This is a genomic window from Staphylococcus sp. Ze2, from assembly GCF_048568365.1.
Classification (GTDB): Bacteria; Bacillota; Bacilli; order Staphylococcales; family Staphylococcaceae; genus Staphylococcus; species Staphylococcus xylosus.
Genome location: NZ_CP183486.1, coordinates 1,670,516 through 1,687,969, shown reverse-complemented (window position 1 = coordinate 1,687,969; position 17,454 = coordinate 1,670,516). Strand labels below are relative to the sequence as shown.

Genomic DNA, 17,454 nt, shown 5'->3' with positions numbered 1-17,454 from the left:
CCATTATTTAGTTGTTGCTATGATTATTTTTTCGACGGGTTCATCATGTGTTTCTGGTTCAAACGAATTCATTTGGAAGTCATAAAGCAGACTAATAGTTGTTTGTTTATTATTACTTAAAAATTTATCGAAATACCCTCCACCATAACCAATACGATAACCAATATTATTAAATACGACACCAGGAACTACAACTAAATCTAAATTGTTGGTAATTTCAGTTTCTGTATTTACGTGGTTAATGCCTTTGTCATCTGGAGCAATGTGAGTTAAATCATCTACATGTTTAAATGTCATTTCCTTCGTTTGATAATTAGTTTCTGGAACAAAAACAGTTTTTCCGTCTTCTATCATTTGTTGAATGATGGGATATGTATTTACTTCATGTGGCATAGATAACACTATACCAATCCGTTGTGATTGTCTGTATTCATCTGTATTGAAAAAGTGATCACTTAGATATTGATCTGCCTCTTGCTTATTCTTTTGTTTCATAAATTGTTTCATTAAATTAATAGTTTTTTGACGCAAAGTTCTTTTTGACATTATGAACACCTTCCCGTAATACATACTTTTATTATTATAACGTTTAAAATTTATAATGTCATTCAACTGCTTTTTAAAATATGCGAAAAAATAACCAGATTCTAGACAAGAATCTGGTTTAAAATATTAATTATTTTGTTTCACGGTGCATAGTGTGTTTGTTGTCACGAGCACAGTGTTTTTTCATTTCTATACGTTCAGGATTAGTACGTTTATTTTTTGTAGTAATGTAGTTTCTTTCTCCACATTCTGTACAAGCTAGAGTTACGTTTACGCGCATGCTAATTCCTCCTTACCTTTTCAAAATACGACCTATTAATCATACCATTTAGTTATAAAATTGAAAAGTATTATTTTTCAATAAAGACGACTATATCAGTATTTATAACAAAATCGCTTCTTTTATTTTTCAGCTCGTTCTTTAAAGTAATAGTTTATAACATCTCTACCTAAATCTCCACCATTTAACCACGGTTCTGGAACTGGTTGATTTGTATACACTATTGAGAATGCAAGTTTAGGATCCTTAATTGGTGCATATCCAACATATGTTGAATTTACTCTTGATTCACCGTTTTGGAAAACCTCGGCCGTACCTGTTTTACCTGCTGATGGAACTTCGGTATCATTAAAACTTTGATAGCCTGTACCAGGTTTTTCATTAAATGCCATCTTAAACCCATCTTGAATTTGTTTAATTTGCTCTCCTGAGTTATTCACTCTGTTAAGCACTTTACCCTTAACCTTCTCTTTGACAGGACCTAAAGTATCTTTATTTGTTGCCTGTCTAATTTCTAAGCCAATATGTGGTTGAACTCTATAACCATTATTACCAATCGTAGAAACGTATTGTGACAATTGTAGAGGCGTATACGTATCATATTGCCCGATTGCTAAATCAAGGAAATTACCTGGATTATCAGTTAATGGTTCAATTTGTCCATTTGTTTCATTTGGTAAATCGATACCTGTTTTAACGCCAAGTCCTACTTGATTCAATCCTTTACGTAACTTTTGACCTGCCTCTGAAATATCATTTGGTAATGTCATATTTGCTGAATATGGAGATCCAGCCATCTTCAAGGCTGTCTTGAACATATAAACGTTAGATGAGTGCATGAGTGCTTCTTTATCGTTTATCGTTTTTCTACCATCTTGGTTAAAGTAAGAGCGTTTTGTTAGACCGCCAGCAAATTTTAGTGGTTCATCGACCATTTGATCACCAACATTAATTGCATTATTTTGATACCCCGCTAATAAAGTACCGCCTTTTACAGATGAGCCAACAGCAAATTGTGATGTAAATGTACCTATATCATAATCTGTTAAATCACCGTTCTTGTCTATTTGCTTACCAGCCATAGCTAAAATATCGCCGTTATTTGGATTTTGAACAACAATTAATGCATTATCCATATCTTTAGCGCCTTCACTACGCAGTTTAGATATTTGTTTCTCTAAGTATTCTTCGGTTTTCTTCTGTAAATCGATGTCAATGCTTAATACTAAATCGTCTCCGCGAGAACCTGGATTAACCACTTTGGAATCAATGACTTCACCTGATTTATCAGTAGTATATTTCATTTCTTTCTTTTTACCTTTTAAAATGTCATCATATTGATATTCCAGATATGATTTTCCGACACGATCATTACGAGAATATCCTTTAGCCAAGTATTGCTCAGTTAGTTCTTTAGGGATACCTTCTTCAGTCGTAGATACATCTCCAAAGATACCTCTTAATGTATCACCATTAGGATATTTTCTATCCCAATCCATTGTCGTATTTACACCTGGCAGATCAGATAATTTTTGTGATACCGCAGCGTATTCTTCGTCAGTCACATCTTCATTTTTAATCATTTGTGGATCAAGCGCTGAACCAGACATCATTTCTCTATAAATCGCTAACACTTGCAAATCTTTATCACTTAATGTGTTTATTTGCTTTTTGCCGATTTTTTTATATAGAGCTTCGTCATAGTCATCTTGTGAAATACTTCCGTCATCTAGCAATGCTTGTTCACTTTGCATTAATGTTCTCGCTTTATTAGGATGTAATTGAAGCCAATAGTCTTGTTTATCTCGATCTGTTATTTTATCAGTATCCATTTTAATTAATTCAGATAGATCTTTTGCAATCTTTAAAACTTCTGTTTGCGAAGTTTTTCTACCACGCGCATATGTAATCGCTTTTTTAGAAGCGTTATCAACAAGAACTTTGCCATTTCTATCTAATATACGCCCTCTCGGTACGGCTTCATTAACTGTTAAATTTTCGCTATTTTTTATCAGTTGTTTATAATGAGAACCTTGTGCAATTTGTAAATAACCTAACCTTAAGACAACTACTGCAAAAATAAATACAATCACACCAAATATAAAACTAATTCTTTTATTCATTGTATTTCTAATTTTTTCATCATTTGACTTTTCTTTTAATCTTTTTAACAAAACAGCATACCTCAATTCAAAAATTCTCACTATAAATGATATATGAAATTAGCGAATATTTCTATTATTTTAGTTAAAAAAAATGACGACCTAGTAAAAGGCCGTCATATTCGCTAGCTCAATTATTTAGCAGCGTTATATAATTCGTCAACTTTTTCCCAATTTACTACGTTCCAGAATGCACTAATATAGTCTGGACGTTTGTTTTGGTATTTAAGATAATAAGCGTGTTCCCAAACATCTAATCCTAAGATAGGTGTTTTACCTTCAGTAATTGGATTGTCTTGGTTAGGTGTAGTAACGATTTCTAAGTTACCGTTATTAACTACTAACCAGGCCCAACCTGAACCGAAACGTGCTGCTGCTTTGTCTGCAAATTCTTCTTTAAATGCATCTAAAGAACCCCATTGTTCTTTAATTTTATCAACAACAGTACCTTTTTCTTCTGAGTTTGGAGTTAATAATTCCCAGAATAATGAGTGGTTTAAATGTCCACCGCCATTATTGCGAACAGCTGTTTGAATATTTTCTGGAACACTGTCTAGATTTGCAACAATTTCTTCAATTGATTTAGATTCTAAATCAGTTCCTTCTACTGCTGCGTTTAATTTAGTTACATAAGTGTTATGGTGTTTGCCATGGTGAATTTCCATTGTTTGTTGATCAATGTGTGGTTCCAATGCATCAAAACCATAAGGTAAGTTTGGTAATTCAAAAGCCATAAATAATCATCCTCCTAATTAATCTTTAAATAAAGCATAACAATTAATTATTATAACAACAATTAATCTGCTTAAAGTTTAATTGAAAAGTTATTGAATAATATTTGTCATCTTTAGTTACTCTACTAGTATATCTCAAATTGAGCTTATTTAAACATGTTTAAGCAACAATTTTAAAAATTCAATTTAAATCATACGAATGACCTATGATTTATGGCAAATAAATTGTATTTTGAATATTTTTTGTACATATTACATTCTAGCTTGCTGACAAGTTTCACACACACCATAAACCTCTAATTTATGTTTATGAATATCAACTTTAGGAAGGAACGCTTTAATTTGTTCAATAGGACAAAAATCGATTACTTTTGTATCGCCACATGATTCGCATATAAAATGATGATGATGATGATCTGTGCAAGCAATTCTAAATTTCATTTCTCCATCTAATTCTGTACCTTCAACAATGCCTAAATCTTTAAATAAATGCAAATTACGATAAATTGTATCGAACGATATACCAGGGAAATTTTTATCCATCTCCTGTTGGATTAATTTAGCATTGATATATTTATCTTCAGAGACAAATATATCAAGCATTTCACGTCTTTTATTTGTATATTTATGACCGTGATCTTTAATGATACTAATAGCCTCTTCAGTTTTCATCGTTAGCATCTCCTTTTATTGTTCGTATTTTAAATTTCTGATACATCATCGCAATAGCGAGTATGAGTACAAGTAATACTACAATTACACCACCAGGTGATATATTCATATAAAACGCTAATACGAGTCCTCCAATAACTGAAATTTCTCCAATAACAACACTTAAAATGATTAACTGTTTAAAACCTTTTGTGAGTCGCATTGAAATCGCAACAGGTAACGTGATTAATGCACTCACTAATAAGATACCTACTACACGCATAGATGCAGATATAACCATTGCTACAATAATAATAAATATAAATTGAATCCATTTAGGTATTCCTATTACTTTACTATATTCTTCATCAAAAGATAATATAAATAATTCTTTGTAAAAAGAAAGTATAAATACAAGAACAATGATGACAATTACAATAATTGTAATTAGGTCGCTTAAAGTTACTGCACTGATAGAACCGAACAATAACCCTACAATTTCTTGGTTGAAGCCATCTGCCAAAGAAATAAATATTGCACTTAACGCAATACCAGCACTCATAATAATTGGAATAGCAATTTCTTGATAATTACTGTAAGAAGTTCTTAACTTTTCAATAAGCAATGCACCGATTACAGCATATAAAATACCAAACCACATTGGATTAATAAATGCCAATGTAGGTATTACCGTCACAACAAACATTCCAAAAGAAATTCCCCCAAGTGTGACATGGCTTAACGCATCTGCAATCAATGATAGTCTCCTAACAACAATAAAAGCACCGATTAATGGTGCGATTAAACCGATGAGCAGGCCACTTGCAAGTGAATATCTCATAAAATCAAAATTTAGCAAGGCTTCAATCATGATGAACAACACTCCCTACTATGTTGATGATCAACAAATTGGATAGGATGTCCATAAATTTTTGATATTTCAACTTCGTCTAATGATTTAAAATCTTCAGTTGTACCATGAAAATGTAAATGCTTGTTCAAGCACGCAACTTCAGTTGCCGTATCTGCAACGACCCCAATATCATGTGTAACAAGTATGATGGTAACACCTTCTTGCTTTAGTGTCTCCAAAGTCTCATAAAACTCACTCACATGCTTTGCATCAATACCACTAGTTGGTTCATCAAGAATGAGTACAGACGGTTCACTGATTAACGCACGTGCAATTAACACTCGTTGTTGTTGTCCACCGGATAATTCGGCTATGTTTTTGTCGATTAAATGTTCAATGTTAAGTCGTGACAAAACAGTTTTCACACTTTCTTCATCATTTCTATTAAACCATCGAAATAGTTTCTTCCGCTTAGTAAGCCCGCTGATAACGACTTCTTTGACGCTAGCAGGAAACCCTGCTTTGAACGCTTGTGCTTTTTGGGAAACATAACTAATTTTTAGTAAAGACTGATTTCCATTATAGTCTTTGCCATCAACATAAATTTGGCCTTTTTGAATTGGTAATAAGCCCAGTATGATTTTTAGTAAAGTTGACTTCCCGGCACCATTTGGTCCTACAATTGCAACAAATTCTCCTCGATTAATTTTAATGTTTATATTTTCAAGTACTTGTTTGTTGTCAAAATAATAATCTATATTTTTTAATTCGAATACTGGCGTAGACATGTTTTCACCTCGTTCTATACTATACAATGAGATATTAATTATGTAAATAGTAATGTTTACGAATTAACAAAAAAAGAGCAACGTGCAAATTCTAAGTAGATCATTAGAATTCACATATTACTCTTTACCGTTCCTACCGAATAAACTCCTAACAATTTTTTATATTGTTTAAAAGGATTAATAACTCCCTTTAGAAATAATCGTTTATTCAGAAACATTATTATTGATTTAAAATTTTATTCTTCAAATCAGGATCAAATTGTTGTTGTTTTAACATTTCAATTTCTAATTTATATGGAGGTTTTTTGTTCTTTTTATCTTCACCAACATAAGGTGTTTCTAAAATTTTGGGAATTTCTTTAAAAGTATCGTGATGCACAATATAGTTAAGCGCATCAAATCCAATATAACCAAATCCGATATTTTCATGTCTATCTTTATGTGCACCAATATCATTTTTACTGTCATTTACATGTACGACTTTAATTCTATCGACACCTATAATTTTATCAAATTCATTTAAAACACCATCGAAATCTTCTTTTACGTTATAACCAGCATCATGTGTATGACATGTATCAAAACAGACTGATAATCTTTCATTATTTTCTACGCCATCAATAATTCTAGCTATTTCTTCAAAGTTTCTGCCAATTTCAGAACCTTTACCAGCCATTGTTTCTAATGCTATCCTAACATCGTTATCATTCGTTAAAACTTCGTTAAGACCTTCAATTATCTTTTTAATACCTGCATCTGTACCTTCGCCAACATGAGCACCTGGGTGTAAAACTATATCTTTTGCGCCTAGTGCTTGTGTACGTTCTATTTCACTTTGTAAGAACTCCACACCCAACTCAAAGACATGTGGTTTAACAGTATTAGCAATATTTATAATGTATGGTGCATGTACGACAATATTTGAAAGACCATGAGCTTTCATTACTTCATGACCTTTTTCAATATTTAATTCTTCGATAGGCTTTCTTCTAGTGTTTTGTGGTGCACCTGTATAAATCATAAATGTAGACTCACCAAATTTTTGTGCTTCTTCAGCTGAGCCTTCTAACATTTTTTTACCATTCATCGATACATGAGACCCTAATAACATAAAATTCACCTATCCTTTTCTATTTTTTCTTTCCTGTCTACTCTGTTGTTTGCTGAATTGTTTACGCTCTTTACGTTTTAAATCATCCAAATCACGTTTGAATTTTTTCTTATAACCAGGTTTGACTTTTTTCTTATTGCTTTTAACTTTATATTTTAGTTGATTTGTTAAATGATCATCTTTATTTTTACGTGATTGACGTAAATTATGAGCTTTAATGGCCTTTAACTCATCGTCTTTAATATCTACGTTTTCAAAATGATAGCCACGTTGTTCAATTAATGCAACATTATTTTCTTCATCAGGGCTATATAAAGTTATTGCAACGCCTTTATATTGTCCTCTACCAGTACGTCCTACGCGGTGTGTAAAGAAATCAATATCATTTGGTACATCAAAGTTAATCACATGACTTACGCCATCGATATCGATACCACGTGATGCTAAATCACTAGCTATTACGTATTGAAATTCTAAATTTCTAATACGTTTCATTTGTTGCTTACGTTCTCTAGGTGAAAGACCACCATGTATCATGCCTACTTTCAAACCAGCAGCATTAAGTTGGTTAGCTAATTCATCAGCACTGTCTCTGCTATTACAGAAAATGATACATAAATAAGGGTTTAGTATATCCATTAATTTTAAGGTCTTTTCTATTTTAGCTTCGCCTTTTGTTGGAATTAAATAGAATTCAATATTCTTTTTGTTCTTTTCTGTATTTTCAATTTCTACAAAATCAGGGTTTTCAAGATATTTATTTAAAAATGGATGTAAAGATTTAGGTATTGTAGCACTGAACACTGCAATATGCGCTTTCTCATCTAATCTTGTAGCAACGTAATCTACTTCATCCATTAGTCCTAAATCTATCATTAAGTCTGCTTCATCAATGACTAAATAGGATGCTAAGTGTACATGTAAATCCCCGTGTTTAGCTAAATCATTAATACGTGTAGGTGTACCTATGACAAGTTGTGGTTGATTCTTTGCACGACTACGATCTTTTTCAATATCTGTGCCACCTATGAATAATTTGACTGACACGTCTTCTTTAAATTTTGTTATATGGCTAGCAACATCAAAAAGTTGTTGTGCTAGTTCTCTTGTAGGAGCTACAACAATTGCTTGTGGTTCTTTATACTCTGTATCTATTGAATTGATTAACGGTAATAAAAATGCGTGGGATTTACCTGTCCCTGTTTGTGATTGGCCGATTAAGTTTACTTGTTTTATTATTTTTGGTATTACTCGGCTTTGAATTTCAGTCGGTTGATCAAAATTCAAATCTTTCACAGCATCAATCAGACTTGGTTCTAAATTAAATTTCTCAAATGGGTGATTTGCCATGTCTTGGCCTCCTTAAATCTTCATCTTATCTATTATAAAGCATTACTGTACAATTTTGAACTAAATTATTATATCAAGTTAAATAGGTAATTATTGCTATAAAATATTTGTGCTTAACAGTGTCAATATAAACTTATAGCAGTATTTTAATGACTCACTCTGAGAATGTTAACTATAATATATTCTGATTGTCAAAGGTTAATTGTATCTTAATTGTTATGCAATATTTCATATTAACGGCTGAAGCATTGTTTATGCCTCAGCCACAAAATGTTGTTACAAGTATTCAAATGGGTCTGTGTTTATCTCAGATGCTTCAATATTAAATATTTTGTCATCTTCATTCAGCCAATCTTCTAAAAGTTGGCACAATCCTTCTCTCATTACATATTCACTGTAGTGGTTAATATCTAATAAATTAACACCTGCGATTTTAGCGTCTAATGCGTCATGGTGTTTAATATCCCCAGTCACAAAGATGTCGGCACCTTTGTGACTAGCTGTATACTCAAATCCAATACCTGACCCACCGACAATAGCTACTGTTTCAATGTTTGCATTGAAATCGCCAGAGAAACGTACGCTTGGCATTTTTAATCGTTCTTTAACATGGCTCACAAATTTTTCCACTGTCATAACTTCATTAAGTTTGCCTATCATGCCTAAACCATAATTTGCTTGTTTTGTTAATTCTATAAAATCATAAACCGGTGTTTCGTATGGATGATGTTGTATTATTAAGTCTTGCGTTAAAGTTTTTTGCGTATGGTCGATCATAAATTCTAATTTATATTCTTGCACGTGAGAAATTTGACCTTTTTCACCAATATGTGGATCTGCATTATCTACCGGTTTAAATTGGCCTATGCCTGGGCTTTCGAAAAAGCAGTATCGATAATCTCCCTCTTGAGCAACGCCTGCTTCGCTTAATACATCTTTAAAATCGTTTAAGTTTTCTTCTGGAATAAATACTTGCACTTTGTAATAAGGTATAATTTCAGGGTTTAAAATCTGTTGCTTCTCTAAACCTAGTTTATCGGACAGCATCGAGTTCACACCTTTTGGATATACATCCAAATTAGTGTGTAATGCAATAAGGTTAACATCATGCTTGATTAGTTTACGTATGATTAGCCCGTATCCTTCTTGTTGAGTAATATTTTTTATCCCTTTAAAAATGAGAGGATGATGACAAATAATTGTATTATAGCCTTTATTTAATGCTTCATCAACGACCTCTTCAGTACAATCGAGTGCTGTCAATATTCCTGTTACTTTGTTAGCTTTATCACCAATTAATAAACCTACGTTATCCCATGATTCCGCTGTATTGAAAGGTACGTGTGTATTAATAGTTTTTAATAGTTCATCTATAGTCATTTATAACACCTCGTTAATTAGATCCAACTCATGATTAATTTCATCTAAACGTTTAGCATGTGTTTTAGGGTTTAAATTATTTTTTATCTTTAATAATGCTTCTTTTTCGCGTTGCCATTTCTTGTTAAATAAATCATTTTTATCTTTAACTAATTCAGGGCCAAATTTCAATTCTATTTGAGACATGGATGATTTTTTTTCGCAGTACTCAGCAACAATAATTTCATAGATATGTCCCTTTTCTTCCATGATTTCTTCAGCTATTATGCAATAATTTAATTCTGTAAGCTTAATTCTAATGGCACTTGACTGTATATTACTTTGTAACACCAATCTTGGTTTATTAAACAATTTATTGGCACCATCACTAATAATTTTAGCTATGAGAGGTCCCCCCATACCACATACTGTAATTGATGTTATAGCATCTCCATCTTGTATAACAGTTAACCCATCGCCTAGTCGTACATCGATATGCTGACTGAGTTGATGTTCACTCACATTTCGTTTAGAAGCATCAAAAGGTCCTTTAATGACCTCGCCTGCAATTGCTTTTTTTGTTAATTTGTTTTCTATAGCAAAAATAGGCAGATAAGCATGATCTGAACCAATATCTGCTAAATAATCTCCTTTAATATAATTACTTACTCTCTTTAATCTTTGATTTAATGGAATCATAAAAGTGCTCCTCTTTCAATATGTAAAAAAAGAGCGGAAGAGAAATCAAAATTTTCAATTTGATCTCGCATTCCCGCTCCCTGTATCACTCACTTGTTTTTAAAGCTATTAAATAGCATATCGTACACTTTCGTCAGCAATTGTACATAGAGACACATCACCGCTTATTTAAGGGATATTTGGTGTCTCAAGCACTAAAAATTAGTCCATAAAATCTTTTAGACGTTTACTTCTACTTGGATGTCTTAATTTTCTGAGTGCTTTTGCTTCTATTTGACGAATACGTTCTCTCGTAACACCAAATACTTTACCTACTTCTTCTAGTGTACGTGTTCTACCATCATCTAATCCAAAACGTAAGCGTAATACATTTTCTTCACGATCAGTTAATGTGTCTAATACATCTTCTAATTGTTCTTTTAACAGTTCATAAGCTGCATGATCAGAAGGACTTTGCGCTTCTTGGTCTTCAATGAAATCACCTAAATGACTATCATCTTCCTCACCAATTGGCGTTTCTAATGACACAGGTTCCTGAGCGATCTTCAGTATTTCTCTTACTTTCTCAGGAGGTAAGTCCATTTCTTCTCCGATTTCTTCAGGAGCAGGATCACGGCCTAAGTCTTGTAATAATTGTCTCTGAACACGGATTAACTTGTTGATTGTTTCAACCATATGAACAGGGATACGAATTGTACGGGCTTGGTCTGCAATGGCACGTGTAATCGCTTGACGAATCCACCACGTTGCATATGTTGAAAATTTAAATCCTTTATTAAAATCGAATTTTTCAACAGCTTTTATTAATCCCATATTACCTTCTTGAATAAGGTCTAAGAATAGCATGCCGCGTCCTACGTATCTCTTCGCAATACTAACAACGAGACGTAAGTTGGCTTCGGCTAAACGAGATTTTGCAACTTCGTCGCCTTGCTCAATTTTTTTAGCCAATTCAATTTCTTCTTGAGCGTTTAATAAATCTACTCGTCCAATTTCTTTTAAGTACATACGAACTGGATCATTTATTTTTACGCCTGGAGGTGCACTTAAATCATTTAAATTCAATTTAGAATCTTTATCAGAACTATCTTTTTCATTAACTAAACTAATGTCGTTATCTGTTAACTGATCAAATAGTTCATCCATTTGGTCAGAATCCATTTCGAAGTTTTGTAATTTTTCAGCAACTTCTTCATGACTTAGGTGCCCTTCTTTTTTACCTTTTTCAATTAATTGTTTTTTTACATCTTCTAAAGTTAGAGATGGGTCGATGGTTTGCTTTTTAACTTTAACTTTATTTCCAGACATGAAAAGGCCTCCCGAATATAATATCTACTTGATATCAAAAAATTTTATAGATAAAATTAGTAAAATCTACTCAAAACATTGTATCGTATACACATTAAGTGTTATAAACATACAGACAAATACATATTTTTCAATTCATTCTACTTTTATTATGAGTTACAATTTTTTCTAAATAATATTTTTGCAGTTCTAAATCACCCAATCTCGACGCTTCTCGAAGCTTTTGATTAAGTGATTCAATAGTTTCTTCATTTCTATTAGTTGTCAGTGTATTTATATAGTCATCAATTTCATGTTCAAAAGGTTCTTCATTTATCAAATAGTTATCTAATGATATAAATGCTTCTTTAATTTCATTGGAATCAATGTACTGTAATACATCACTAATATTAAACGTATCATTTTCAGAGTAAAACTCGTGTAAAACATTAAATATACGCTTAAAATATTCATTTGTAAAGTCTTCTAACTGAAGTAATTTATGATAATTTAAAAATGTGTCTTTATCATTCATAAAATGTTTAAGCAAAGCACGTTCTGCCTTCTCATTCTTATTTAAATTATTAAATTGTGGCACAGAAGGCACTCGATACTCTTGGGGTTGATAGTAATCTTGTTGCTGTCCTACTATATTATTTAGACTATCCAAGCTAACTTTAAACAATTCCGAAACTTCTTGCAATATCTTTTTCCGTAAAATAGTTGAACTCATATAAGAAATATCGTTGGTGATTTCCTTTAAATACCGTTCATATGATAAATCGTTATTTTCAATTTCATCTTGATGCGTATGCACTTTATAAATAATGAATGATTTTTTCTCATGTTCTACATAGTAATTGAAGGCTTCCACTCCATGCTTCCCGATATATTCATCGGGGTCCATGTCTTTAGGTAATTGCACTACAAATACATTAAAACCTTGTTGTAGCAGCATTTGTCCAGTTTTTAATGTAGCTTCCGTACCTGCGTAATCTCCATCAAACATCAAAGTAACATTAGTCGTTAACTTTTTAATAAATGCTACATGCTCTTGTGATATTTGTGTTCCCATGCTAGCAACAACTTGTTTAAGTCCAGCTTGGTCCGCTTTAATCACGTCCATAAAGCCCTCTAATAAAATTAATTCATCAGTTTTTCTGATAGATTTTCTAGCGTAATCAACGTTATATAGTAATCTACGCTTCTGAAATATTGGTGTCTCCGGACTATTTAAATACTTTGGTTCTTGGTTTGTATACGTTCTACCAGAATAACCAACAGTTCTTCCTTGCGCGTTAGTTAACGGGAACATAATACGATCTCTAAAACGGTCATAGTAACTAAAATTTTCCTCATTTCGAGATAACAACCCAGCTTCATATGCTAATTGAATATCATATCCTTTTTTCTTTAAAAAATCATGACAAAAATGTGAATTGTTTGGCGCATAGCCAATTTTTCTCGCATCGATTAGCGCATCAGTAAAACCTCGTTCTTTCAAATAATTCAATGCTGCTTCGCCTTCAACTGTTTTTTTCAGAGCATAATGATAATATTCTTGCATTAATTCATGCATTTCAATCATTTTCAAATCGTCTGATGCAACTTGATGTGAAACCTCTTGATTTGAATTTGAAGATTCTGTTTCAACTTTAATATCAACACGTTCTCCTAATTCTTTAACAGCATCAGTAAAGGAAATATCTTTTATTTCTTGCGTGAATTGAAAAACATTGCCCCCTTTTTTACAACCGAAACAGTGACAAATTTGCTTATCTTCTGACACGGTAAAGGACGGAGTCTTTTCATCATGAAAAGGACACAAACCTATATAATTGCGTCCTCTTTTCTCTAACTTCACATACTCACTAACCAAGTCAAGTATATCAGTTTTTTCTTTTATTTCATTTATTGTAGATTGTTCGATTCGCAAAATAATCACCTATTAAACATTAGTTACACTATTATAAATGTTTTATTTATTTTTTGAAACTATTTTGCTCTATAATACTAATAATATCATTTGCAGTTTCTTCAATCGCTTTATCAGAAACATCAATTACCGGACAGCCGATTCTTTCAACTAAATCATGGAAATAATTTAACTCTTCTTCAATACGCTGTTCCGTAGCATATCTAGCACTGTCCCCTAACCCAAGCTGCTTCAGACGTTCTTTACGAATTTTATTCAATTTTTCTTCGCTTATTTTTAAAGCTATACATTTAGATGAATCAATATTAAATAAATCGTCTGGTGGTGTAACCTCTGGAACAATTGGAATGTTCATAACCTTATAACTTTTATGTGCAAGGTATTGAGATAATGGGGTTTTTGAAGTTCTTGAAATCCCCAATAAGACAATATCTGCTTTTGATAAACCTTTCGGATCTTTACCATCATCATATTTAACTGCAAATTCAATTGCATCAATCTTTTTGAAATAGGCTTCATCTAATTGATGGACAAGTCCTGGTTCAAAATATGGCTGTTCATCAATTTTATCTAATAAAATATTCATTAATGGTCCCATGATATCTACAGATTTAATATCAAATTCACTAATTTTTGCTTCCATATATTTTCTTATTTCTGGTTTAACTAGTGTATAAACCACAATTGCTTCAGTATCTTTCGCAACAGAAATTACTTCATCTACGTTTTCTAGTGCTTCAATGTAAGGATATCTGCTGATTTCACTGTCACATTGATTCGGATTAAATTGTGAAATACAGGCTCTTGCTACTAGTTCTGCGGTTTCACCTACTGAGTCAGATGCGACTATTATTCTAATATTTTCCATTAATTAATACCACCTATTCATTTAATAATGATACAAAGATTTTAGTTATCGTTGTTTTAGAAATACGACCTTTAACTTCATATTTTCCATTTTCCTTTTTAACCACAATAGGTAAAGAATCGATTTCTTTTTCAATCATGAGATTAGCTGCATATATTACTCTTTCGTCTTCTAAAACGAAACTTAAATTAGGCATGCGTGTCATGATGATATTCACGGGCATCGTATGTATATCTTCCCCGATCATTGATGCTCTCAATAAATCTTTACGTGAACAAACCCCCATAAAATCACCGTTACTGTTAATTACAAAAAGTGTACTAACGTCTTCTAAAAATATAGTACATATCGCATCATATACAGTCATCTCACTTTTCACTACTACTGGGTGAGAAGCATAATCTTTAACTACATATTGTTTTAGTTCATCGGCTATTAATTTATTTTTTGGTTTCCCAGAATAATAGTAACCAACGCGTGGTCTAGCTTCTAAAATACCAGACATTGTTAAAATAGCTAAATCGGGTCTTAAAGTCGCGCGTGTTAAACTCAGCCGTTCAGCTATATGTTCACCAGTAATCGGGCCATTATTCTTCACAATTTCAACGATTTGTTGTTGCCTTTTACTTAGTTCTATAACGCTCACCCCTTTAATCAATTTATTTAATTATACATTGAATCTTAAATTGCTACAAATACATATATTTACTTGCTTATAAAGCATCAATACATTAAAATTAGATTTAAAGCGAGTTAAGGATAGTGAAAGCTTAACAAAGATTAATGGCTACAACTAAATGATTTGTAAAAGCGAGTGTTCACACTAACTTGGGTGGAACCGCGGGTTAACAAAAATTCAGTAAACAAACACATATTACAAATATGTGATTAAAAATGATTAACTCGTCCCAAGGCACGGATAAAGTTTATTTTTTTCTGTGTCTTGGGACGTTTTTATGTTAAAAAGGAGTGTATTTTTTATGGCAAAAGATATGGAAACAATTGTTTCATTAGCGAAACATAGAGGATTTGTGTTCCCTGGTAGTGATATTTATGGTGGTTTATCAAATACATGGGATTACGGTCCACTTGGAGTAGAATTAAAAAATAACGTTAAAAAAGCTTGGTGGCAAAAATTCATTACTCAATCTCCATATAACGTGGGTATTGATGCTGCAATTTTAATGAACCCTAAAACATGGGAAGCATCTGGTCACCTTGGTAACTTTAACGACCCTATGATCGATAACAAAGATAGTAAAATTCGCTATCGTGCTGATAAAATTATCGAGGATTACATGGCAAATGAAAAAGGCGATGAAAATTTTGTTGCTGATGGTTTAAGCTTCGATGAAATGAAACGCATCATTGATGAAGAAGGTATCGTTTGTCCCGTGAGTGGAACAGCAAACTGGACTGATATTCGTCAATTTAATTTAATGTTCAAAACTTTCCAAGGTGTAACTGAGGATTCTACAAATGAACTTTTCTTACGTCCTGAAACTGCACAAGGTATTTTCGTAAACTATAAAAATGTACAACGTACAATGCGTAAAAAATTACCATTTGGTATTGGTCAAGTAGGTAAGTCATTCCGTAATGAAATTACTCCAGGTAACTTCATTTTCAGAACACGTGAATTCGAACAAATGGAACTAGAATTCTTCTGTAAACCAGGTGAAGAAATAGAATGGCAAAATTATTGGAAAACATTCGCAAGCCAATGGCTAAAAGATTTAAACTTAAGCGAAGAAGCTACTCGCTTACGTGACCATGATGCTGACGAGCTTTCTCACTATTCAAATGCAACTACTGACATTGAGTATCGCTTCCCATTTGGTTGGGGTGAGCTATGGGGTATCGCTAGCCGTACTGATTTCGACTTAAAACAACATAGCGAACACTCAGGTGAAGATTTCCAATATCACGATCAAGAAACAGGTGAAAAATATATCCCTTACTGTATCGAACCTTCATTAGGTGCTGATCGTGTCACATTAGCGTTCTTATGTGACGCTTATGATGAAGAAGGCGTTGAAGGTAGTAAAGATTCTAGAACTGTATTACACTTCCACCCTGCGCTTGCTCCATATAAAGCAGCAGTATTACCATTGAGCAAAAAGCTATCTGGTGACGCGATTAAAGTATTTGAAGAATTGAGTGCTAACTTCTCTATAGACTTCGATGAGTCACAATCAATTGGTAAACGTTATCGTCGTCAAGATGAAATCGGTACACCATATTGTATTACTTTTGACTTTGATTCTTTAGAAGATAAACAAGTAACTGTACGTGATCGTGACACTATGGAACAAGTTCGTATGCCAATCACAGAACTAAATGCTTTCTTAACTGAAAAAGTTAAATTCTAATTTAGTTAAAGTTAATATTACTTATAAATAAACCAAACGTTAAATATAGCGTTTGGTTTATTTTTATTTATTTACACTTGAGTATTCATACAAGAGATTTTTGTGTAATGATTTTACTAAATTGGTGAACATTTAATGTATTAGGTTATACCACTACTCTCTTTTAATTGTTTTCACAGATAATAGAAGTTAGATTCAATATCTATAATTTAACTTTTTGTAATTTATACGGCTTTATCCCCCCTTAAACACCGAAATTTTCAAGTAAAGTATCATGAGATTGAAGATTCTATATCAATTTCAACAATCCCTATAATCTGTTTTTGATCTTATTCAACTATATTTTAGGTTTACATAATATAATTATAGTTTATTAAAAGCAAGACTTTTCATATATTTGAGTATATATCATTTAGTAAAGAATATAGCGTTTTGGGGGCTGTTTAAATGGACTATAC

Annotated in this window: 16 protein-coding genes; 1 reads left to right on the top strand and 15 read right to left on the bottom strand. The window is 32.3% G+C overall.

Annotated features, from left to right (window positions below):
- Positions 1–3: 3 nt before the first annotated feature.
- From ACM591_RS07950 to ACM591_RS07880, 15 genes are all read right to left on the bottom strand, one after another.
- Entirely contained in the window at positions 4–546 is a 543-nt protein-coding gene (locus ACM591_RS07950) for a 5-formyltetrahydrofolate cyclo-ligase (protein WP_029377184.1), read from the bottom strand.
- A gap of 130 nt (positions 547–676) precedes the next feature.
- Positions 677–826: a 50S ribosomal protein L33 gene (gene rpmG / locus ACM591_RS07945; protein ID WP_002483181.1), complete on the bottom strand. Its 150-nt coding sequence runs from the start codon at positions 824–826 to the stop codon at positions 677–679.
- Positions 827–948: 122 nt separating this feature from the next.
- The gene (locus tag ACM591_RS07940) at positions 949–3,000 is read right to left on the bottom strand and encodes a peptidoglycan D,D-transpeptidase FtsI family protein (protein ID WP_029377183.1); all 2,052 of its coding nucleotides are present in this window, start codon (positions 2,998–3,000) and stop codon (positions 949–951) included.
- Between the two features lie 122 nt (positions 3,001–3,122).
- On the bottom strand, positions 3,123–3,722 hold the full coding sequence (locus tag ACM591_RS07935; protein WP_017724588.1) for a superoxide dismutase: 600 nt from the start codon (positions 3,720–3,722) through the stop codon (positions 3,123–3,125).
- A 252-nt stretch (positions 3,723–3,974) separates the two neighbouring features.
- The gene (locus ACM591_RS07930) at positions 3,975–4,394 is read right to left on the bottom strand and encodes a Fur family transcriptional regulator (protein WP_029377182.1); all 420 of its coding nucleotides are present in this window, start codon (positions 4,392–4,394) and stop codon (positions 3,975–3,977) included.
- Complete coding sequence (locus tag ACM591_RS07925) at positions 4,384–5,244, bottom strand: metal ABC transporter permease (RefSeq protein WP_029377181.1); 861 nt, start codon at positions 5,242–5,244, stop codon at positions 4,384–4,386. The genes ACM591_RS07930 and ACM591_RS07925 overlap by 11 nt, the downstream gene beginning before the upstream one ends.
- Positions 5,241–6,014 carry a metal ABC transporter ATP-binding protein gene (locus ACM591_RS07920; RefSeq protein WP_326026745.1) on the bottom strand — a complete coding sequence of 258 codons (774 nt, stop codon included), beginning with the start codon at positions 6,012–6,014 and terminating at the stop codon, positions 5,241–5,243. Before ACM591_RS07920 ends, ACM591_RS07925 begins: the two co-directional genes overlap by 4 nt.
- A gap of 220 nt (positions 6,015–6,234) precedes the next feature.
- Positions 6,235–7,125 carry a deoxyribonuclease IV gene (locus ACM591_RS07915; protein WP_029377179.1) on the bottom strand — a complete coding sequence of 297 codons (891 nt, stop codon included), beginning with the start codon at positions 7,123–7,125 and terminating at the stop codon, positions 6,235–6,237.
- A 9-nt stretch (positions 7,126–7,134) separates the two neighbouring features.
- Entirely contained in the window at positions 7,135–8,475 is a 1,341-nt protein-coding gene (locus ACM591_RS07910; RefSeq protein ID WP_029377178.1) for a DEAD/DEAH box helicase, read from the bottom strand.
- Positions 8,476–8,751: 276 nt separating this feature from the next.
- A complete protein-coding gene (locus ACM591_RS07905) occupies positions 8,752–9,855 on the bottom strand; it encodes a Nif3-like dinuclear metal center hexameric protein (RefSeq protein WP_029377177.1) in 1,104 nt (367 codons plus the stop codon).
- Complete coding sequence (locus ACM591_RS07900) at positions 9,856–10,533, bottom strand: tRNA (adenine(22)-N(1))-methyltransferase (RefSeq protein ID WP_029377176.1); 678 nt, start codon at positions 10,531–10,533, stop codon at positions 9,856–9,858.
- A gap of 201 nt (positions 10,534–10,734) precedes the next feature.
- The gene (gene rpoD, locus ACM591_RS07895) at positions 10,735–11,841 is read right to left on the bottom strand and encodes an RNA polymerase sigma factor RpoD (RefSeq protein ID WP_017724596.1); all 1,107 of its coding nucleotides are present in this window, start codon (positions 11,839–11,841) and stop codon (positions 10,735–10,737) included.
- Between the two features lie 130 nt (positions 11,842–11,971).
- A complete protein-coding gene (dnaG, locus tag ACM591_RS07890; RefSeq protein WP_029377175.1) occupies positions 11,972–13,756 on the bottom strand; it encodes a DNA primase in 1,785 nt (594 codons plus the stop codon).
- Positions 13,757–13,802: 46 nt separating this feature from the next.
- Complete coding sequence (locus ACM591_RS07885) at positions 13,803–14,624, bottom strand: pyruvate, water dikinase regulatory protein (RefSeq protein WP_029377174.1); 822 nt, start codon at positions 14,622–14,624, stop codon at positions 13,803–13,805.
- Between the two features lie 13 nt (positions 14,625–14,637).
- Positions 14,638–15,270 (bottom strand): helix-turn-helix transcriptional regulator, encoded by a 633-nt coding sequence (locus ACM591_RS07880; protein ID WP_029377173.1) that lies wholly within the window; start codon positions 15,268–15,270, stop codon positions 14,638–14,640.
- A 334-nt stretch (positions 15,271–15,604) separates the two neighbouring features.
- Here ACM591_RS07880 and ACM591_RS07875 point away from each other — a divergent pair, with 334 nt between their 5' ends.
- A complete protein-coding gene (locus tag ACM591_RS07875) occupies positions 15,605–16,996 on the top strand; it encodes a glycine--tRNA ligase (RefSeq protein ID WP_029377172.1) in 1,392 nt (463 codons plus the stop codon).
- Positions 16,997–17,454 lie beyond the last annotated feature (458 nt).